The sequence below is a fragment of the Thermoanaerobaculia bacterium genome (genome assembly GCA_018057705.1).
Lineage (GTDB): Bacteria > Acidobacteriota > Thermoanaerobaculia > Multivoradales > JAGPDF01 > JAGPDF01.
Genome location: JAGPDF010000014.1, coordinates 63836 through 84262, shown reverse-complemented (window position 1 = coordinate 84262; position 20427 = coordinate 63836). Strand labels below are relative to the sequence as shown.

At 69.0% G+C, this 20427-nt stretch carries 18 protein-coding genes; 6 read left to right on the top strand and 12 right to left on the bottom strand.

Annotated elements, in window-relative coordinates; genetic code table 11:
* The coding region (locus KBI44_06850; protein MBP9144184.1) for a hypothetical protein at positions 1-1333 on the top strand (1333 nt) is incomplete at its 5' end.
* Positions 1334-1354: 21 nt separating this feature from the next.
* Here the strand turns inward: KBI44_06850 and KBI44_06845 are convergent.
* The 3 genes from KBI44_06845 to KBI44_06835 all read right to left on the bottom strand — a co-directional run bounded on the left by KBI44_06845 (position 1355) and on the right by KBI44_06835 (position 3867).
* Positions 1355-1933, bottom strand: a complete 579-nt coding sequence (locus KBI44_06845; GenBank protein MBP9144183.1) for a sigma-70 family RNA polymerase sigma factor — start codon at positions 1931-1933, stop codon at positions 1355-1357.
* Between the two features lie 67 nt (positions 1934-2000).
* Entirely contained in the window at positions 2001-3161 is a 1161-nt protein-coding gene (locus tag KBI44_06840; protein MBP9144182.1) for a hypothetical protein, read from the bottom strand.
* A 151-nt stretch (positions 3162-3312) separates the two neighbouring features.
* Positions 3313-3867 (bottom strand): thymidine kinase, encoded by a 555-nt coding sequence (locus KBI44_06835; GenBank protein MBP9144181.1) that lies wholly within the window; start codon positions 3865-3867, stop codon positions 3313-3315.
* Positions 3868-3935: 68 nt separating this feature from the next.
* On the opposite strand from KBI44_06835, the gene KBI44_06830 reads away from it, so the two are divergent.
* On the top strand, positions 3936-4283 hold the full coding sequence (locus KBI44_06830) for a DUF2203 family protein (protein MBP9144180.1): 348 nt from the start codon (positions 3936-3938) through the stop codon (positions 4281-4283).
* A 27-nt stretch (positions 4284-4310) separates the two neighbouring features.
* Here KBI44_06830 and KBI44_06825 read toward each other — a convergent pair whose 3' ends face one another.
* Positions 4311-5009 (bottom strand): HAD family phosphatase, encoded by a 699-nt coding sequence (locus KBI44_06825; protein ID MBP9144179.1) that lies wholly within the window; start codon positions 5007-5009, stop codon positions 4311-4313.
* 196 nt (positions 5010-5205) lie between these two features.
* On the opposite strand from KBI44_06825, the gene KBI44_06820 reads away from it, so the two are divergent.
* Positions 5206-5532, top strand: coding sequence for an iron-sulfur cluster assembly accessory protein (locus KBI44_06820; GenBank protein ID MBP9144178.1), 327 nt, complete (start codon positions 5206-5208; stop codon positions 5530-5532).
* Between the two features lie 40 nt (positions 5533-5572).
* Here the strand turns inward: KBI44_06820 and KBI44_06815 are convergent, their stop codons facing one another.
* The 5 genes from KBI44_06815 to KBI44_06795 are packed head-to-tail and all read right to left on the bottom strand — an operon-like array spanning position 5573 to position 9812.
* Positions 5573-6571 (bottom strand): folate-binding protein YgfZ, encoded by a 999-nt coding sequence (locus tag KBI44_06815; protein MBP9144177.1) that lies wholly within the window; start codon positions 6569-6571, stop codon positions 5573-5575.
* On the bottom strand, positions 6568-7251 hold the full coding sequence (locus KBI44_06810) for an HAD hydrolase-like protein (protein MBP9144176.1): 684 nt from the start codon (positions 7249-7251) through the stop codon (positions 6568-6570). Before KBI44_06810 ends, KBI44_06815 begins: the two co-directional genes overlap by 4 nt.
* 34 nt (positions 7252-7285) lie before the next feature.
* Complete coding sequence (locus tag KBI44_06805) at positions 7286-8110, bottom strand: enoyl-CoA hydratase/isomerase family protein (GenBank protein ID MBP9144175.1); 825 nt, start codon at positions 8108-8110, stop codon at positions 7286-7288.
* A complete protein-coding gene (locus KBI44_06800; protein ID MBP9144174.1) occupies positions 8107-8436 on the bottom strand; it encodes a hypothetical protein in 330 nt (109 codons plus the stop codon). Before KBI44_06800 ends, KBI44_06805 begins: the two co-directional genes overlap by 4 nt.
* An 8-nt stretch (positions 8437-8444) precedes the next feature.
* Positions 8445-9812, bottom strand: coding sequence for a DUF1446 domain-containing protein (locus tag KBI44_06795; protein MBP9144173.1), 1368 nt, complete (start codon positions 9810-9812; stop codon positions 8445-8447).
* Between the two features lie 267 nt (positions 9813-10079).
* Between KBI44_06795 and ada the strand changes: the two genes are divergently transcribed.
* Entirely contained in the window at positions 10080-11174 is a 1095-nt protein-coding gene (gene ada, locus KBI44_06790) for a bifunctional DNA-binding transcriptional regulator/O6-methylguanine-DNA methyltransferase Ada (protein ID MBP9144172.1), read from the top strand.
* Here ada and KBI44_06785 read toward each other — a convergent pair.
* Entirely contained in the window at positions 11080-12471 is a 1392-nt protein-coding gene (locus KBI44_06785) for an NAD(P)/FAD-dependent oxidoreductase (GenBank protein MBP9144171.1), read from the bottom strand. The genes ada and KBI44_06785 overlap by 95 nt on opposite strands.
* A 129-nt stretch (positions 12472-12600) precedes the next feature.
* Here KBI44_06785 and KBI44_06780 point away from each other — a divergent pair, with 129 nt between their 5' ends.
* A complete protein-coding gene (locus KBI44_06780) occupies positions 12601-14115 on the top strand; it encodes a NapC/NirT family cytochrome c (GenBank protein MBP9144170.1) in 1515 nt (504 codons plus the stop codon).
* A 128-nt stretch (positions 14116-14243) separates the two neighbouring features.
* Here KBI44_06780 and KBI44_06775 read toward each other — a convergent pair whose 3' ends face one another.
* Both KBI44_06775 and KBI44_06770 read right to left on the bottom strand, forming a co-directional pair.
* Entirely contained in the window at positions 14244-16166 is a 1923-nt protein-coding gene (locus KBI44_06775) for a cytochrome b/b6 domain-containing protein (protein MBP9144169.1), read from the bottom strand.
* A gap of 71 nt (positions 16167-16237) precedes the next feature.
* The gene (locus KBI44_06770) at positions 16238-19330 is read right to left on the bottom strand and encodes a hypothetical protein (protein MBP9144168.1); all 3093 of its coding nucleotides are present in this window, start codon (positions 19328-19330) and stop codon (positions 16238-16240) included.
* Positions 19331-19453: 123 nt separating this feature from the next.
* Here KBI44_06770 and KBI44_06765 point away from each other — a divergent pair, with 123 nt between their 5' ends.
* A complete protein-coding gene (locus tag KBI44_06765) occupies positions 19454-20344 on the top strand; it encodes a polyphosphate kinase 2 family protein (GenBank protein ID MBP9144167.1) in 891 nt (296 codons plus the stop codon).
* Positions 20345-20427: the final 83 nt, after the last annotated feature.

Here is a 20427-nt window from a genome sequence, read left to right as displayed (position 1 = left end):
CCTCTCGCTCGAGAGGATCACCATCGAAATGGGCGTGAGCGCCAAACGCGCACTGCGACTCGCAGGCGACGTCCAGGCCCTTCTCATCGATTCGGTCCTCACCGACGGCCAGGCGCCGCTCGGCGAAGACGGGGGCAACGTGTGGATGGGCGGCGACGCCACCCTCGCCCTGATCCGCTCGACGATCGAGCTGGGGGAGGCCCAAGGCTCCGGCGGAGGCATCTATTGCGCGGGCGGCGGTACTGTCCTGGTCGACGGCAGCTCGGTCCTGCAGGAGAACAAGTCCGGCAACTTCGGCGGTGGCATCTTCGCCCAGGGCTGCACGCTCGAAATCCGCGGCTGGATTCATCTCAACGTCACCTCCGGGGACGGCGGCGGAATCTACGCCACCGGTGGCTCGTCGGTCCTGTTGGCGAGTCAGGGACCGGGCGATCTCGGCGCGATGCGCAGCAACCGGGCCGGGTTGGACGGCGGAGGCCTCTATCTGCAGGGCATCGGGACGACCGCCATGGCCCGCAACGCCACAATCGAGGTCAACCACAGCGAAGTCACCGGTGGAGGCGTCGTCGTGGCCGGCGGAGCGACCTTCATCATGGATGTCGACCCTGCTACCTGCTCGAACGGGCGGAAGTGCTCCTTGCTGCAATCGAACTCCGGCGGGAGCGCCGGCGCCGGTGCGATCAACGTGACCACCGGATCCTCGGCGACGATTCGACAGACCGAGATCAGTTTTAACCGAGCCTCGGACGGGATCGGTGCCGTCGCGATCGTGTTCGGCACGCTGGTGATCGAGGGTTGCGAGATCTTCTCCAACGATTCCTCGGTTTTCGACGACGTGAGCCGCTTCTACGTCGTCGGGTCGGCGACGATCGCGTTCTCGACCATCGTCGAGCCAACCGAATTCTCCGACGTCTTTTGGACGACGAGCGGGGCGACCTTCCGCCTGCTCTCGAGCATTGTGCAGGCGGACCAGACCTTCCACTCGCCCGCCTTCGCCACCGCCATCGACTGTGTCATCACCCGCGAGCAGGCCTCGTTTCCCGCCGGCGGGACCCTGTTGACCACGGTGACCGATCCCACGTTCCTCTTCCAGAGCTCGGTCCCGTTCGACTATCGATTGAAGCGCGGCTCGATCGCTGCGGACTACTGCGACACCTTCTCCTACACTCCCGGGGACGACGACATCGACAATCAGCCGCGCGGCTGGGACGACCCCACTGTGACGGGCGTCATCGGCCCCTATGACCTCGGCGCCGACGAGTGGCGCCCGGACATCTTCCACGACGGCTTCGAATCGGCGGGAACTACCCGGTGGTCGAGCGCTGCGCCCTGACCGGATGCCATTCTCGCGACGTCAGATCGCCTGCGGCGAGAGCTTGAGAGCGAGCCAGCCGCGGGCCTTCACCCAGTCACGGTGGACGGTGCGCCAGGAGATACCGAGCGCGACGCCGATCTCCTCCTCGCTCATGCCGCCGAAGACGCGGCACTCGAGCACGCGCACCAGCCGCGGCTCGATCTCCTCGAGCTCGACCAGGGCGTCGTCGAGGTCGAGGAGCGCTTCGGGCGAGGTGCCGGTCACCACCGCCTCCTCGGCGGCCCCGAGTGTCACCGGATCCATCCCCCCGCCGCGCCGCTGTCGCCGCCGGCGCCGCAGCTCGTCGATCAGCACCTGGCGCATGGCGCGGCTGGCGACCGCGAGAAAATGCTCACGATCGGCGAGCGGCAGGGCCTCGGCCTTCGCCAGGCGGATATAGGCCTCGCTGACCAGCGCGGTGGTGTCGAAGCCGGCCGCCCGGCCCAGCTTGCCGCGCTGCCGATGAGCGGCGAGACGCAGGTCGCGATACAGCAGCTCGACGAGCTCGTCCAGGGCCGCCGCCTCGCCGCCGCGAAGCCGGCCGAGCGCTACCGTGATGGCGCCAGGTTCGATTCTCATGGTCCGCGTTGCAACGCCGATCAGCATACCGGAGCGGAGCCGAATGCCCTGGGGGCGGGTCCCGGCTTCAGGGCGTCGTGAGAAGCCGCCGGACTGCGCTGCGGTCGGGCACGGACCCCGGCGGCAGGGCGCTCCAGAGGTCGGCCCAGCGCAGGCAGCGCTTCAGCAGCTGGCGCTCCTGGAAGGACGGTTTGCCGCCTTCGACATTCGCCTCGATCTCCTCGCAGAGATCGGGCCAGCGCGCCGCGTCGCCGCCCCCCTCGACGCGGGCGGCGATCTCCTTGCCCCCTTGCGCGACGCGGACGGTGATCGGTCCCGCGGCGGTCGTGAACGGGATGCCCGAAGGGTCGCGGAACTCGAAAGCAACCTCGGCGTTCGTGCCGGCCGCCAGGGTGAAGGGGAGCGACTCGGGGTCGAAGCGCGCGGCGTGAAGACCCCGCTCGCCCGCCCGCTCACCGTGGCGTTCCTGGGACCAGCGCAGCACGTGGAGGCCCGGGGCGACGTCGCGGCGGGCCTGGCGCCGCTCGGCGCTCCTTTCGGTGAGGGCGGCCGGGAGGGGAGCGAAAGGCTCTCCGTCGAGATAGACGACGAGATCCCAGGGCTCGCCCTCCTCGGGCCAGTGGACGTAGAGCGCCGAGAGCGCAAGGGAAACGGTCCCGTGGGCCTCGGGCTCGATAGCCGCCGGGGGAGTGGCGGCCGGATGGGCCGCCGGCGCCAAAGCCGCAGCCCGCCCCTGAGGCGCCTCCGGCGCCGGAGTCGGCGCGGCCGCAGGAGCCGCCGCAGGAGCCGTCGCCGAAGCCGGCGTGGCCTGGGAGGGCGCGGTATCGGACTTCGAAGCGGGCGTCGGCGCGGCAACGGGCACGACCGCGGTGGGTGCGTCGACCCGGGCGGCGCGATCGAGCAGCGCCGCGATCAGGTCGTCCGTAGCGCCAGCCCGCTTGAGAGCGATCAGCTCGTCTGCGGTCGGGCGCCCCGGCGGCCGGCTCTCCTCGGCGAGCCAGCGCAGCACGACCGGTTCGCCGATCCCCGACTCGAGCAAGCGGAGGACCTCTGCGACGACGGGGTCCGGTGCTGGCGCTGCCCCGCCGATGGGCTCCCCGGCGAGATCCCCGGCGGACTCCGGCGAAGCCGCGTCGAGAGGCGCAGCCAGCAGGAGGAGTCCGGCGGCAGGAAGCACGAACAGGAAGAGCAGGGCGGCACGGCGGCGGGCGGGGCGAGTGCGGGGCACAGAGAATTCCTCCAAAGAACGGCGCCTCCGCAGCGACAGCAAGGCGGCGCGAGACAAGCCTATGGCAGTTCGCCACCGGCCTGGCGTCGGTGCCGTGACGGCGCGGCGACGGGTGGACGACTCCGCCGCGCCGGGCCCTCGCGGCCGCCTCTCAGGCGCGGTAGATCTGGTAGCAGGCCCGGCAGCGGGCTTCGTAGGCGTCGGTGTCGCCGACCTGGACCTGCTCGGCGCCGCCGGCGATCCGCTGGCTGTAGTGCGCCGGGCCGCCGCAGCGCACGCAGACGGCGTGCATCTTGTCGACCATCTCGGCCAACGCCAGGAGCTTCGGCATCGGCCCGAACGGCTGGCGCGAGAAATCCTGATCGAGTCCGGCAACGATCACCCGAACGCCGGCGTCGGCGAGCTCGGTGGCGAGATCGGCGAGGCCATCGTCGAAGAACTGTGCCTCGTCCACCCCCACGACCTTCACCCCGAACTCGAGCGCCGCCTTGAGCTCCCGGGAGCTCGCGACCGATACCGCCGCAAGCTCCCGCTGGTCACGAGTGATCAGCCGGTCGGGCTCGTGCCGGATGTCGGTCGAGGGCTTGAAGACCTGAACGCGCTGCCGGGCGATCGCCGCCCGTCGCAAGCGCCGCACCAGCTCTTCACTCTTGCCGGAGAACATCCCGCCGGCGATCACTTCGATACGACCGTTGCCGCCATCCATGGGCGCCAAGATATCGAGCGCGAGCGGCCGGAGCAATGTTGCCGCGATGCTAAAGTTGGCATATGGCGGTGCGACTGAAGACTCCCCGACACTGGAGCTACGAAGAGGCCCTGGCGATCTTCCCGGTCGTCCGCGACCTGACCGCGGACGCCGTCCAGCAGGTCGAGGCACTCGCTCGCGAGATCGAGAACACGGAGGCCGGTTCCACCCACCGGGAGGAGCTCGAGACCTCCCATCAGGCGATCGTCGAGCAGTGGAGCCGGGAGATCGAAGGTCTCGGACTGGCCGTCAAGGGCCTCTGGCTGGTGGACTGGGACTGCGGCGATGGCTACTACTGCTGGCGCTACCCGGAAGCGAGCCTGGCGCACTTCCACGGGTACGAAGAGGGCTTCGCGAACCGCGTTCCGATCAATTGAGACGACCGCCGGCGCGGGTCCGCCGGCTCAGCCTTCGACAAAACAGGCTGCGAGATCCTTCAGCCGGAAACCGTCCAGTCTCTCGATGACGGTGTCGGCGCCCGCGAGCGCTGCCGCGGGATAGGTGTGCGCCACGCCGAGGGTCCGCAGGCCGCAGGCCGCCGCGGCCGCGAGTCCCGCCGGGCTGTCCTCGATCGCCACGCACTCGTGGGGGTGGATCAGGCGCGCCGGCAGCGGCGGACGGGCGTTCAGGGCCGCGAGGGCTTGTGCGTAGCCTTCCGGGTCGGGCTTGCCGCGCTCGACGTCGTCGGCGGTCACCAGCAGCTTGAAGAGCCCGGCGATACCCGCCTGCTCGAGGCCCCCGACGACCTCTTCCCGCAGGGCACCGCTCACCAGAGCCAGAGTGAGGCCGGCCGCGGCCGCTTCGCGGGCCAGCTCGGCGCCGCCGGCGAAAAGCGGATAGCCCGCGCGCCGGATCTCGTCCCGGTAGTAGGCCGCCTTGCGCGCGATCAGGCGTACGAGACGCTCCTGGGGACAGGGCTCTCCTGCAGCCGCGAACACCGCCGCGAAGCAGTCCCGGTCGTCGTAGCCGAGGTAGAGGCCGTAGTAGTCGTCGCGCGAAAGGTCGAGCCCCTCTTCGGCCAGGACCCGCTGAAAGAGAGCGAGATGCAGCGGTTCGTCGTTGACCAGAATGCCGTTGAAGTCGAAGAGCAGGGCGCGGAGCACCTCCGAATGATAGCGGCTGGACTAGAATCGCGGTCACGGCGGCCGCGGTCCTGGAACAAAGGGCCGCCCCATCCGGTTAAGGAACCTGAAAGGAGCACCTCCGATGAGCCTCGATACCCAGCCGATCCCGCAGCCCGATCCGAGCACTCCCGAGTCCCCTGAGTCCCCTGAGTCCAATGCCGCGACCCCGGCCCCGATCGTCGTCCTCACCGCCAAGGCGGTCGAGATGATCAAGCTCACCCGTTCCCAGGAGGGGATGGACGAGTCCTACGGCCTGCGCGTTGCCGTGATGGGCGGCGGCTGCAGCGGCTTCCAGTACGCCCTCGACTTCGAGCAGGAGGCGCGCGAGACCGACGAGAGCTTCGAGGTCGACGGCCTCCGCGTCTTCGTCGATCCGGTGAGCGCGCGCTATCTCGAAGACGTCGTCATCGACTACGTCTTCGGCATGAACGGCGCCGGGTTCAAGTTCAACAACCCGAAGGCCACCGGCACCTGCGGCTGCGGCTCGTCGTTCGCCGTCTGACGGCTGCCTGGAGACCGACCTGGCAGGACCGTAGCCGGCCTCAGCCGGCCTCGTCTTTTTGCGCCGGTCCGAAGGGCAGCTCCACCACCTCGGCCACGGCCGCCGCGTCGCTCCCGCCGCCCCCGGCGACCTCCAGCAGTGTTCCCGGCGCGGCGCCGCGCTGGTGCAGCAATCCGAGCCCGATCGCACCGAAGTCCGGCGAGGAGGCGACACTCGTCGCCCGGCCGACGGCGCGCCCGTCGAGGAGAAGCTCGGTTCCGGCGGCCGGCGGTCTGCCGGCGCCGAAGCGCAGGCCGCGCGGCAGGCGCTGGACGCCGCCGCGGTAATGGATCCGCGCCACCACCTCTTGCCCGAGGTAGCAGCCTTTGGTGTAGGACACGTCGGCCTCGCGGCCGGTCTCCTGCGGGAAGTTCTCACCCGAGAAATCGACGCCGAAGAGGAGCTCACCGTTCTCGACGCGGTCGATCTCGACCGCCGCAGGGCTCACCTCTCGGAGCGCGCAATCCGTTCCGGCGCGCAACCGAAGCATCAGCATCTCGCCGGACGTAGAAGCTTCCGGTAAAAGAAAAGAACGGCCGCTTGGCGCGTCGATCGTCAGGTCGATCTCCGCGGCGAGGAGCCCGGTTGCCGCCGCCATGACCTCGCCGGCCTTCGGTCCGCGCAGCTCGAAGAGGCGGCGATCCCTGACCGGGGCCATCTCCACCCGCGAGGCGACCTTGTATTTCTCGAGATGGACCCGGATCGCCTCGCCGGAACCCACAGGAAGGACCAGCACGCAGCGCTCCTCGAGGGCCAGGAGGCGAAAGTCGGCAAGGATCTTCCCCTGCCCGGTGGTGAAGAAACCTCTCGCGAGAGTTCCCGGGGCGAGGGTTTTGACATCCGCCGTGACCAGTCCGTTGAGCAGCCGCAGGCGGTCGGGCCCCGTGAGCTCGAGCAGGTCCGCGGCGCGCTCGACGACCGCCGCTCCCTCCCGTAACGCGGCGAGATCGGCCGCGAGAGCTTCGGCCGACGGCGGCGAAAGGGGGCCCTGTGCGCTCACGCGAGCAGCGCCGCGACGATCTCGTCGGCCGGTGTCAGGTCGGTGATCACACGTTCGGCACCGGCGGCGGCGAGCGCCGCGAACTCCGTGCGCCCGGTCGCCACGGCGAGGCACGGGATGCCGTGCGCACGGGCGCAGTCCACGTCGAGCAGCGAATCGCCGATGATCCAGGTCTCCTCGGGAAGAAAGTCGCGCCCACAGTGCTCGGCGGCGCGTGCCCAGGCGACCGGCGGCAGATCGCGACGGTCGGTCTGGCCGTCACCGAAGCTGCCGAACTCGAAGAAGCGCTGCAGTCCGACACTGCCCAGCTTGATGCCGGCGCCGCGCTCCCAGTTGCCGGTGAGCAGCGCGAGCACGATCTCCTCGCGCTCCGCGAGCACCGTCAGGAGCTCCACCACCCCGGGCAGGATGCGCACGTGTTCCGGCTCGAGGCGCGCCGCCAGCCTGCCGAGGTAGGCGTCCCGCAGCTCCGACATGCGCTCGTAGATCACCGGGGCCGGTATACCCGCCGCGGTCATCAGATCCACGACGATGCGCGGGTCGGTCTTGCCCGAGAAGTCGTAGCCGGGCAGATCGCCACGCGCGCCGTAGATCTCCTCCAGCGCCTCTCCGAAGAGCGGCTTCGGCTGCCCGCCGCAGTCCACCAGCGTGCCGTCGATGTCGAACAGCAGGAGCTTCAAGCGACCCGCCCCGGAGCAATCTCGAGAGCGTGCCTCATGCGACACCACGCCAGTCGGGAGTCTTCTTCTCCGCGAGGAAGGTGGCGATGCCGCGCTGGCAGTCGGCGGTCGAGCGCGCCGCGGCGTTCGCCTCCGCGGCGGCGGCGAGGCGCTCGTCCAGCCTCAGTCCGGGCAGCTCGAGGAGCAGTCGCTTGGTGCGCGCGATCGACTCCGAGCTCGCCTTGGCGAGGATCTCGCCGGCCAGCCTCTCGCCGGCGGCCGCGAGCTCGGCCTTCGGCACGACGCGATTCGCCAGGCCGATGGCGAGGGCGCGTTCGGCGGAGAGGAACTCCGGGTTGAGCAGCAGCTCCCGGAGGTCGCTGCCGCGCACGCGCATCGGCAGATAGGTGGCGACGATCGCGGCGACGAAGCCGATCCGCACTTCGCTGTAGAGGAAGCGAGCATCGTCGGCAGCAACCACGAAGTCGCACGCGGTCGCGAGGCCGCAACCACCGGCGACGCACGAGCCTTGCACGAGCGCGAGAGTCAGCGCCTCTTGCCGGAGGATGGCTTCGAAGAGATCCCGCAGGCGCCCGGAGTCGAGCCGGTTGTCGAGCCCCGAGGCACTCTGGAGCGATTGCAGGTGTTCGAGATCGGCGCCGGCGCAGAAGTGCTTCCCGGCACCCGCGAGCAGGACCGCACGCACGCCTTCGCCGCGCAGGTCGCGGCGGTAGAGCGCTGTGAGCTCGGCGGCGAGGGCCGGTTGAAGGGCGTTGGCTCGCGCCGGATCGTTGAGGGTGACGAAGAGGAGATCGCCGCTCTGGTCAGCGGGACCGGCCGTACCGGCGACCCCCGAGCGCCGAACCTCGAGAAGGCTCACAACAGCTCCCCGGGGACCTCGATCTCCATTTCGAGCATTCCCTGGCCGTGGGTCTTGCCCTGGGCGTCGGTCAGCAGGCTCGCCGTGCCACCGCCGCCCAACGCGTCGTGGAGCAGGAAGTTGAGCGCCAGGAGGTTGGGAACTTCGAAGCGCTCGACCTCGCCGCGGCAGATCGCCGCGAAGTGGCGGCGCACGCGTTCGACGGTCACCTCGCGCACGAGGACCTCGTAGAAGGCCGCCGAGAGCGCCACCAGGCCGACGTTGGAGGCATCCCCCTTGTCCCCGGAGCGGGCGTGGGCGATGCGCGAAAGCGGGACGATTGCCATCCTGGCCATCAGATCGCCTCCACCGAGACTTCGAGGGTGCGCTCGATCTCCTCGCGCGCGAGGAGCGCCGGCCAGTAGGCGACGACCTCCTGACCCTTCGGACGGCCACCGGCGAAGCCCGTGACACCCGGCGGTCCGGCGGTGACGAGCGGGGCGATCTCCTTGCCGAAACGATCAACCTTGGCGCGGTCGCCGTCGCGCACCGCGAGGCGCAACACGACCTCCGGCGGATCGGAGGGCGCGGCGAGGATGCCCGGGAGGACCGCGGAGACGCCGAGCAACTCGGTCACCCGGTCGTCCTCCGCGAAGGTGACGCCGGCGCGCTCGAGGCGCTTCCAGACGATCTCCGCTGCGAGGCGTGCTTTTTCGATGGCACGCGGGCCGGAGACCGTGACCTGGCCAGCCGCCTTGTAGCCGTCGAGGTACGAGGCCGAGATCTTGAGAAACGGCGTCTTCGCCCGGCCGGTGATGCCGGAGACGCGAACTCGATCGGCGCCCTCCTGCGTCAGCCGGATCGAGGTGAAATCGGCAGTGACATCGGGCGTGATGTAGCTCTTCGGATCGCCCATCTCGTAGACCAGCTGCTCGGAGACGGTGTCGACCGTCACCATTCCGCCGGTAGCGGGGTGCTTGGTCACGACGAAGTCGCCCGAGGCCTCGACCTCGGCGATCGGATAGCCGACCTTCCAGAGTTCGGGGACCTCCCACCAGCGGGTGAAGTTGCCGCCGGTCGCCTGCGCGCCGCATTCGAGGATATGCCCGCAGATCGTCCCCGCGGCGAGGCGGTCCCAGTCGTCCTCCGCCCAACCGAACTCGTGCACCAGGGGACCGAGCGCCAGAGCCGTGTCGGTGACCCGGCCGCAGAGCACGATGAGCGCCCCTCCGTCCAGCGCCTCGGCGACCGGACGGGCGCCGATGTAGGCGTTGGCGGAGGTGACCTGGGAGACTCGTGGCGCGAGCGGCTCTCCCGAGTCCATGTTGCGCAGCTCGTGGCCGCGCCCCAGCAGATCCGGCAGCCGGCCCAGCAGGTCGTCGCCTTCGACGACGCCGACCTTGAAGCCCTGAAGACCGAGCTCCCGCGCGACCTCGAAGATCTTCGCCCGGCAGGCCTTCGGGTTGAGGCCGCCGGCGTTGGTGACCACCCGGATCCGCTTCTCCACCAGTTGCGGCAGCGCGCGTCGGATGAAGTCGATGAAATCGGTGGCGTAGCCGGCGGCAGGATTCCTGAGCTTCTGCCGCATCATGATCGAGAGCGTGACTTCGGCGAGGTAGTCCATGCCGAGATAGTCGATCGGCCCCCCCTCGATGAGGTGGAGCGGCGCGTCGACACTGTCTCCCCAGAACCCCTGCCCATTGGCGATTCGAACGGTTTTCATTGGCCTGCGAAGGCTAACACGCGCGCCCGTGACGGTTCGGTTTGACCACAAGAAACCGGTAGTCCCGCCGCGTCGCGATCCGCTACGTTTCTTCTCGGTAAAGGGACCCCTTTTCAACGCCCTTACGACATGGAGCCGACCGTGCCCGATCTCGCCTCGCACACCGCACTGACTGCCGCAGCCGCTTCGCGACCAAAGGCGCCTGAAATGCTAACGTCGCCGATGTCGGGAACGCTCGAGGTCGGCACCCCTGTGGCCGAAGCTCCAATGCCCCTTTACGGAAAAAGAAGCAGCGCCGACGAAGATCTCGCCACCGCGCGCTGGCGCGCGGTTCTCCAACGCGACGCTGCCGAGGACGGCAGCTTCGTGTTCGCGGTGAGGACGACTGGCGTCTACTGCCGGCCGTCCTGTCCGGCGCGACGTCCGCGGCCCGAGAATGTCGACTTCTTCGCCGACGGGGCCGCCGCGCGCGCCGCCGGCTTCCGCGCCTGCCGGCGCTGCCGTCCGGACGAGGTGCCGGCGATCGAGCGCGCCGTCGCCGAGGTCCGCCGGATCCTCGACGCCGCAGAGGGCGAAGCGGTCGCACTCGCCGAGCTCGCCTCCGCGGTCGCACTCTCTCCGGCGCACCTGCAGCGCGAATTTCGGCGCCGCATGGGCCTCTCGCCCAAGCAGTACGCGCTCGCCCACCGCGCCGAGCGCCTGCGGCGCGGCCTCGGCACCGGCCGGTCGGTGCTCGACGCCGGCTTCGAGGCCGGCTACGGCTCGGCGTCACGTCTCTACGACGAGGCGGTGAAGAACCTCGGGATGACGCCCGGCCGCTTCCGCGACGGCGGGCGCGGAGTGCGGATCGCCTTCGCCCACCGCAAGACGGGAATCGGCTGGCTGTTGCTCGCCGCCACCGACCGCGGGCTGTGCGCGGTGCGCCTCGGCGCGAGCGCCGCCGCGGTGCAGGGCGAGCTCGCAGCGGAGTTCCCCCGCGCGCAGCTGGAAGAGGATCGCGCCGCGCTGGCGCCCCATTTCGAGGCCGTCGAAGCACTGCTCCGGGGCGAGTCGACCGCACCGCCGCTCGACATCCAGGCGACCCCTTTCCAGGCCCGGGTCTGGCAGGCGCTGCAGCAGATTCCGCGCGGCGAGACGGTGAGCTACGGCGAGTTGGCGCGTGCCATTGGACGGCCGAAGGCGGTCCGCGCGGTCGCCGGCGCCTGCGCGGCGAACCCGGTGGCTCTGGTCGTCCCCTGCCACCGCGTCGTGGGCAGGGACGGCGCGCTCACCGGCTATCGCTGGGGGGTCGAGAGGAAGAGGGCCCTCCTCCACCGGGAGGCGCTGGCGGTGAAGGGGGAGCAGATGAAGGCGCGACCGTGATCAGGCGCGAGCCGCGCTCGAAGGTGAAGTAGGACCAAAGCCACTGGGTGAAGACGATCAGCTTGTTGTTGAACAGCGCCAGCGAGACGACGTGCACGAACGCCCAGGCGAGCCAGGCGAAAAGGCCGGCGACACGCCAGCCACCCCGTTCCAGGATGGCGAAGTTGCGGCCGACGACCGCCATGTCCCCCTTGTTGAAGTAGCGAAACGAACCGGGCGCCCGGCGTGCGGAGACGCGCGCTGCGATCGTCCGGCCGGCATGCTGCCCGCCCTGGATGGCGACCTGTGCGACTCCGGGAAGCTGCCGGCCGTCCTGCTCCTTGGCTGCGACGTCGCCGATCACGAAGACCTCTGGGCGCCCGGGTAGCGACAGGTCCGCCTCGACCCGAACCCGGCCCGCGCGATCCGCCGTCGCGCCCAGCCAGGAGGCGGCGGGTGACGGCTGCACTCCCGCCGTCCACAGCACGACTCCGGCGTCGATTCTCTCGCCGCCAATGCGGACGCCGCGGCCGTCGACGAGCTCGACCGGCGCGCCACATCGGACCTCGACACCCATTTGCTCCAGCCGGCGATGGACCCCCGCCGCGAGGTGCTGGTGAAAGGTCGGCAGGATCCGCGGTCCGGCCTCGACGAGAACAATGCGCGAGCGCCGGGGATCGATGCGGCGAAAATCCTCGGCCAGCGTGGCGCGCGCCAGTTCGACGAGGGCGCCAGCCATCTCGACTCCGGTGGGACCGGCCCCGACCAGGACGAACGTCAGGAGGTCGGTACGGTCGGCGGGAGAGACCTGGAGCTCGGCGCGCTCGAAGGCCCCGAGCACCGCGGCGCGCACCGCGGTGGCGTCTTCGATGGTCTTCAGACAAGGCGCGAAGGGCGCGAACTCGTCATGCCCGAAGTAGCTCGGGCCGACACCGGTCGCGACCACCAGGAAGTCGTAGCCGACGAAGACGTCGCCGCGCTCCGGCACGGCGAGATGGACCTGGCGATGGATGGGATCCACCCCCTGGATCTCGGCCATCGCCACCGTGACATTCTTTTGCCTCCGGAAGATCTGCCGGATCGACGCCGCAATGTCGCCCGGCGCGAGTCCGGCGGTCGCCACCTGATAGAGCAGCGGCTGGAAGAGGTGGTGGTTCTTGCGGTCGATGAGGGTGATCCGGACGGGGGCCCGGGCCAGGGCGCGCGCGGTCGCAATCCCGCCGAATCCACCTCCCAGAACGACGACATGAGGCAGGGTGGGAGCGCTGCCAGGGGAGGCGGCGGCTGGTGGCGGCACATTCCCGGGGTTCGCTCGCATCGCCTCGCCCTTTCAGGCGGGGCAAGCCTACAGCGATCCCGGTAGGCTGCGCACTTCCGACCCGGCCCTGGCTCCCACGGGTAAGTTCCTTTGGACCCAGGCTGCGTCTATGCTTCCGCAGGAGAGACCATGATGAAGATGAGAGTTCCCCGGCTGGCCTACAACTGGATCAGCGCCCTCGGCATGGCCCTGGCGCTGATTTCGGCGTTGACGCTGGTGCTGCTGCTCGCCTCGAGCCTGTTCATCGAAACCGGGTCGAACCCGTACTTCGGCATCTTCCTCTACATGGTCCTGCCGGGGATCATGATCACCGGCCTCCTCCTGGTGCCTCTGGGCATGTGGAGGACGGCCCGCCTCTGGAAGCGTGAAGGCGCCCCCCAGGCGGCCCGCTTCCCGATCCTCGACCTGAACAACGTCAAACACCGCCACGCGGTCCTGATCTTCTCCATCAGCACCCTGGTCTTCCTCGTCCTCTCCGCGATGGGCAGCTACGGCGCCTACCACCACAGCGAGTCGGTCGAGTTCTGCGGCGTCACCTGCCACGAGGTGATGGAGCCCGAGTACACGACTTACCAGAACAGTCCGCACGCGCGCGTTGCCTGCGCCCAGTGCCACGTCGGCGAGGGCGCCGGCTGGTTCGTCAAGTCGAAGCTCTCGGGCGCTTACCAGATCTACTCCGTGGCAGCGAACAAGTACCCGCGCCCGATTCCGACCCCGGTTCACAGCCTGCGCCCGGCGCAGGATACCTGCGAGCAGTGCCACTGGCCCGAGCACATCTACGGCGGCGTGACCCGCCAGTTCAATCACTACATGTACGACGAGGCGAACACCCACTGGCCGGTCAACATGCTGATCAAGGTCGGCGGCGGTGACCCCGCATCCGGTCAGGCCGCGGGCATCCACTGGCACATGAACATCGGCGTCAAGGTGGAGTACATCGCGCGCGACGAGGAGCGGCAGGAGATCCCCTGGATCCGCGTCACGGATCGCAAGACCGGCCGCGTCACCGTTTACAAGGACTCGACGGATCCGATCACCGATGCCGAAGTCACCGCTGCCGAGCCGCGAGTGATGGACTGCATGGACTGCCACAACCGGCCGAGCCACATCTTCCGGTCGCCGGAGGTTGCGATCAACGAAGCGATGCTGACGCGCGAAATCGACCCGGCGATTCCCGGCATCAAGGCCGCCGCGGTCGAGGCGATGGCCGCGGAGTATGCGACCAAGGACGAGGCGATGCAGCAGATCGCTTCCCGGATCACCGACGGCTACCGCAAGGATCGTCCGGAGGAGTATGCCAGGCACCAGGTGGCGATCGATCGCGCGGTCGTCGCCACCCAGAACGCCTACAGCCAGAACATCTTCCCGGCGATGAAGGCGAACTGGGCCGCTTACCCGGTCAACATCGGCCACTTCACCAGCCCCGGCTGCATGCGCTGCCACGACGGCAACCACGCCTCGGAAGATGGCGTCGCACTGACCCGCGAGTGCACCGCCTGCCACACCATCCTCACCCAGGGCAGCGGCGAGCGCGCCGCCATCGCGGCCACCCAGGACGGCCTCCCCTTCGAGCACCCGGAAGACATCGGAGACGAGTGGCAGTCGACCGGCTGCTACGAGTGCCACACGGGCGTGAAGCCCTGAGGTAGACGAGGGGCCGCGGAGCGGGCGAAAAAAGAGGGACAGGCACGGTTTTCCCGAACGGCATTCGCATTGGCGAGCCCGTAGGATGCGGGAAGCGAAGCGAAACGCATCCTGGACTTGCGGAGGCGCTACGCCTTGTCGCTCTTGCCCGGCACCTTGGCGTTCCGGCGTTCCCAGGCGCGGCCGGGGGTCTGGCGGCCGTCGATCGCCGCGGTGTCGAGCGGGTAGACCATCGGGTCGAAGATCACCAGGTAGAAGTGCCAGACCAGGATGGCGAGTGCCGCGAGGATCGCCTCGTAGAGGTGGATCACCGTCGCGAGGTCGGTCACCCACTTCGGCGCGACCCGCAGGACGATGTCCGGGAACCAGAGGATGAAGCCGGTGGCGCCCATGACGAAGGTGCCCCAGACGACCGCCAGGTACTCCATCTTCTCGGGGTAGCCGACCCACGGGGTCTCGGGCGGCTCCGGGTGGCGGCCGGCGAGATAGGCGACCTTCTCCTTGAGCTCGTGGATATCGGCCATCCCCGGCCGCACCATCGCGCTGATGCAGGCGCGCGCGCCGCGCGACAGGAAGAGGTGCACGACGTGCATCACGCCGACTCCGAGCATGATCACGCCGGCGATCCGATGGATGCCGCCGCGCAGGTCGACCAGAGGATTGCCGAAGGTCGCGAGGCGCGACCACCAGGCCTCCGGGTATTTCAAGGCGAAGCCCGAATAGACCAGCACGATGAAGCTCGAGGCGAGGAGCCCGTGCGAGATCCGGAACCAGCCGCTCATCCGCACCGGCGCGTCGTCGAGAAGCGGCAGATTGCGCAGGAAGCGGGCGCCCCTCGCCTTGCGGTAGAAGTCGAGGCCGTTGTGAAGGAGCATCCCGCCGATGGTCAGACCGATCAGCCAGAGGTAGACGATCCGCGTCCAGTAGACCGACGGATGGCTCTCCTCCTTGTCGCCCGGCAGCACGTGTACGGCGCCGATCGCGAAGCTCGCGCCGGCGCCGGGATGGCAGCTGCCGCAGGTGGCGGCGATCCTGTCCGGGTGGATGTGCGAACGCGGATCGCTCGACGGCAGGATGTCGTGCACGCCGTGGCAGGAGGCGCAGTTGGCCACCTTGATGTCGCCCGATCGTCCGGCAAGACCGTGGAAGCTGTCGTCGAACGCCTCGACCGCCGTGTTCTTCATGCCGAACTTCTCGGTCACGCGCAGGTCGCCGTGGCAGCGCCCGCAGGTCATCTTGGGGACGTTCGAGGCGTAGACCGGCGAGCCCTGGTCGCCCGGCCCGAGGATGCGGTGCTCGCCGTGGCAGTCGGTGCAGACCGGCGACTCGCCGATTCCCGCCGCCGCCGCAACGCCGTGGACGCTCTCGCCGTACGCCTTGGCGACGTCGGCATGGCAGGCGGCGCAGGTCGCGGGAACGTTCTTGCGGTTCACCTGCGACTGCGCGTCGTCGGCCGGCAGGATGCCATGGCTGCCGTGGCAGTCGCTGCAGGTCGCAGCGTGCTCACCGCGGGCGACGCCACCGGCGTGCACGCTCGCCTCGTAGGCCGCGAGTGGCTGCACCAGCTTGACCCCCGCCTGGGCCCCCAGCTCGGGGTCCGCATGGCACTTGCCGCAGGTCTGGGCGAGCCGCTTGGGATGCACCAGGGAGGCTTCGTCGGAGACCGGAGCCATCCTATGCAGCTCGCCGTGGCAGCTCAGGCAGTCGGGCCGCTTGGCTCCCGCCGGGTCGGCCTTGTGGTGGACGCTCGCGGCGAGCGCCTCCTCGGCGTCACTGTGGCAGTTCGTGCAGGCCGCGCGCGGCTCGTCGGCGGCGTGCGGATACTCGGCCTTCCCGGCGTGACAATCGGCGCAGCTCGCCCCGGCCGCGCCGTGCACGGTCGCCGTCCACCTCGTCTCGTCGACGACCAGACGCTCCTCGCCGACGTTGTCGACCGTACTGTGGCACTCGAGGCACTCCTCCGCGGCACGAGCCGCTCCCGCTCCACCGAGGGCCAGGGCCAGCGCGGCGAAGACCGACAGGTAACCAGCTACAGAGGATCCAGAGCGCATGATGACCTCCAGAAGTGCCGGAGTCCTCGGGCTCGAAAAGGCGCCGTGAACTCAGCGACTTCAGATTCGACTCATTGATAACTGAACAACATGGCGTAGATGATCAGTCCGATCAGCGTCAGACCGATCGTGAGAGCGATGAAGCCGAAGATCCGGAAGATGCGCTCGACGGGCTTCGCGATCGGACCGACCATGTGCTCCTCGAGCTCGCCGCTCGCCACCATCTGGGCGTATTCGTCCGGCTTGTCGTGCTTCAGCTCCTCGAGCGGCACACGACCGGTGAAGATGACCGGGTCCATCGGGAACTTGTCCGGCCGGAAGTGCGTGTTGAAGAAGTGGATCGTGAAGATGAACCCCACGGCGAGCAGCGCCTCGTCGCTATGGATGATCGTCGCGACGTTGATCGTCCAACCCGGCATGACCCGGGTGAAGAGCTCGGGGAACCAGAGCGCGAAGCCGGTCGAGCCGATCACCAGCACGCCCCAGAAGACCGCGAAGTAGTCGAACTTCTCCCAGTAGGTGAAGCGCCCGTAGTTCGGCCGCGGCCCGAGGCCGAAGAACCACTTGATCGAGCCGATGAACTCCTTGAGATCGCGCGGCGTGAAGAGGATCGAGCCCGGACCGAGAATCGTCTGCAGCCAAGTCCGTCCCGAGGCGATCTTCTGGCGCCGCACATCCCAGACGTGCACGCAGAAGACGATGATCAGGGCGACCGCCCCGAGCCGGTGCACGATGCCCATCGCCTCGAAGCCGCCGAAGGCCCGCGAGAAGCCCTGGGCCCAGGCGGCGTAGGAGAACTTGAGCGCCATGCCGGTGATCGCCAGGGTGAAGAACGAGATCATCATCGCGACGTGCTGCAGGCGCTGGAAGGCGGTGAAGCGCTGGTAGAGCTTCGCCTGGCCCTCGAGCCGCGAGGCGGCCTTCATGTGCCGCCACTGGTCGCGCGACAGGAAGAGCCGGACGAGCCAGGCGACCGTGTGGAAGACCGCGAAGGTCAGGGTGCCGACGAGCAGCGCGGTCATGGCGCGGAAGACCCAATAGAGCCAGGGGTACTTGTCGCGGTCATGGTGCGTGGCGTGGGTCAGGTAGCCCGCGAAGCGCCGATTGGCACCGGGGTGGCACTGGGCGCAGGTCGCGACGACGTTGTCGCGCGACAGAGTCGAGGCCGGGTCGGTGGGCTTGAGAATGTTGTGCTTGCCGTGGCAGTCGGAGCACTTCGCCGAAGACTCGCCACCCAGCTGGGAGACCTTGCCGTGGAAGGTCTCGAAGAAGGTCTCGGCCTGCTCCTTGTGACAGCCGCCGCACTGGCTGAGCATCTTCGTGCGGGCGCCGGGAAGATCGAGGCGCGAGATGTTGTGCGAGCTGTGGCAGTCCTCGCAGACCGGCAGGTGCTCACCGTCTTTCGGTTCGCCGGTGGCGTGGATGCTCGTGGCGAACGCTTCCTTGACCCCGTAGTGGCACTTGCCGCAGGTGTCCGGGAGATTCGCCCGGTTGACGGTCGAGCGTGGATCGTCGGGCGGCAGCTCGCCGTGCGACGAATGGCAGTTGACGCAGGTCGCGGTGACGACGAGGCCGGACTCGGTGAGTCCCTGGCCGTGAATCGAGTCGGCGTAGCTGCCGACGATGTCCGCGGTCTCCCCGTGGATGCGGACCGCCGCCTGCGCACCCACCCGGTGACAGCGCGCGCAGAGCGTCGGGACGTTGCGGGCGAAGGTCGGCGAGAGCGGCTCGTTCTTGGACTTGGTGGCGTGCGGCGAATGGCAGTCGAGGCACCCCGGGGCGTCCGGATCGTTCTTCGCGGCGAGCGTGCCGTGGATGCTGATCTGGTACTGCTCCACCTGCGCCGCATGGCAGACGCCGCAGTCGACCTTCCTGGTGATGGTCTCGCAAGGCCGCGTGTGCGACGGTGTCACCTCGGTGTGGCACTGCGCGCAGGCGGTCTTGGCATGCGTCGAGGCGGCGTAGGCGTCCGGATCGGTGTAGAGCGAGACCTGCTTGCCGTCGCGCTCGACCGCGAGGTCGGGTTTGGCGTGGCAGGTGAGGCAGTCCTGGTTCGCCATTCCGGCGCTGTAGAAGACACGGCGCACTTTGTGCGGCTCGTGGCAGTCGACGCAGACCGGAATCTGGTTCGGCGCGCTCTCCCAGAGATGACCCTCGATGACCTTGCGATGCACGAGCTCGATCTGGGCGTGGCACTGGGTGCAGGTCGCAACCACGTTCTTGGCGTTGATCGTCGACTTGGGGTCGCCGTGCGGCAGGATGTTGTGCGCCGAGTGGCAGGAGGTGCAGACCGCGGTGACCGTCAGGCCCTTCTGGAAGAGCCCCTCGCCGTGGATCGAGTCGGCGTAGTTCTCGAGGATGTTCTCCTGGGGAATGTCGTGCGTCAGCGAGACCTCGCTGCCCTCCCGGTGGCACTTGCCGCACAGGAGCGGGATGTTCATCACCGCGACCGGCGACTTCGCGTCCTTGTGCGAGAGGATGCCGTGGCCGCCGTGGCAGGTGAGACAGGTCGGAGCGAGCGCGTCGCCGCGCGCCGCCGCCTTGCCGTGGAGGCTGGCGTGCTGCTCCGTGGCGACCGCGGCGTGACAGGTGCTGCAGGAGGCCAGCGCCTTCGCGGCGCTCGCGGAGCTCGCGGCTTTGGCGATCTCGTGCGGCGCGCTGTGGCAGTCGACGCAAGTCGCGTTGGGGCGGTCTCCCTGCAGGACGGCGTGGATGCCACGCGCCGCCGTCTTTGCCTCCGCCTGGTGGCATTGTGCACAGGTCGCCGTGATGTGGCCCGGGCCCGCGAGGGAAGCGGCGTTCTCGGCCGGCAGGATCTTGTGTCCGGCGCCGTGGCACTCGCGACAGGAGGGCGCAGCTTTTCCGGCCCCACCGTGGACACTCGCTGCGAGCTTCTCGCCGGCATCGTGGCACTCGGCGCAGACTGCGTAGGGCTTGGCCGGCAGCGCTTCCGGATGCGGATCGGCGTCGAAACCGGGGTGGCAGTCGAGGCAGGCGAGCTCGGCGTGCGGGGTGGCGTCGAGAGGAACGTCGTCGTGGCACTCGGCGCAGGGGGATTCCTGCGCGACAGCCGGCGCTGCGGAGCCACCGATGAGCCCGGCTGCGAGAAGAAGGAAGCAGGCGCCGGAGAGCGCGCCGAAGCGGAATCTGGGCGAGAGTGCCATGTCGGAAAACTACTTCAGGCACGCCATCCGGTCACTACCCGATTGGAGGGCGGTATCCCGGTAGGATACTCCCCGCAATTGTCCAGCCACCGCAGCCCGCCTGGGGAGAAGCCCGGAGTATCGATGGCGAAATCGAAGCAGGAGACGTTGACCCGGAGGATGCTAAAGCGCTACGCCGTCACCTCCAGCAAGGGCTTCAAGCTGCGCGGCATCGACCCGCAGGACACCCTCGGGCTCAAGGAGAAGGAGGCCCGGGCCGCACTCGCGAAAGACGTCGCGCGCCTGGACGAGCTGCAGGAGATGCTCTACGCCCAGGACCAGTGGGGCGTGCTGCTGATCTTTCAGGCGATGGACGCGGCCGGCAAGGACGGCGCGATCGAGCATGTGATGTCGGGCATCAACCCGCAGGGCTGCCAGGTCTTCTCCTTCAAGGCGCCCTCGGCCGAAGAGCTCGATCACGACTTCCTCTGGCGGACGTCGAAGTGCCTCCCCGAGCGCGGCCGCATCGGTATCTTCAACCGCTCCTACTACGAGGAGACGCTGGTCGTGCGCGTGCACCCGCCGATTCTCGCCGGCCAGCACCTGCCGAAGGAGCTGGTCACGAAGTCGATCTGGGAGGAGCGCCTCGAGGACATCGCCGCGTTCGAGCGCTACTTCGCCCGCCAGGGCTATCTCATCCTCAAGTTCTTCCTCCACATTTCGAAGGAGGAGCAGAAGGCGCGATTCCTCGCCCGGCTGGACGAGCCGGAGAAGAACTGGAAGTTCGCCCTCGGCGACGTCCGCGAGCGCGAGCACTGGGACGCCTACATGAAATCCTACGAGGCGGCGATCCGCGCCACCGCCGCGCCGCACGCCCCCTGGTTCGTCGTACCCGCCGACCACAAGTGGTTCACCCGCCTGGTCATCTCGCAGACCCTCGTCGCGGCGATCGAAGGCCTCGACCTCGCCTGGCCGAAGCCGGTTCTCGTCCCTGCCGACCTTGCTGCGGCGAGGCGGGCACTCGCACAAGACTGACCCGGCGACGGCTCACCGGCGAGGCGCCCGGGCGAGGGAGCGCCCTCCCGGACTTGCTTGTCCTTTGCGGCCTGTCCCCTGCG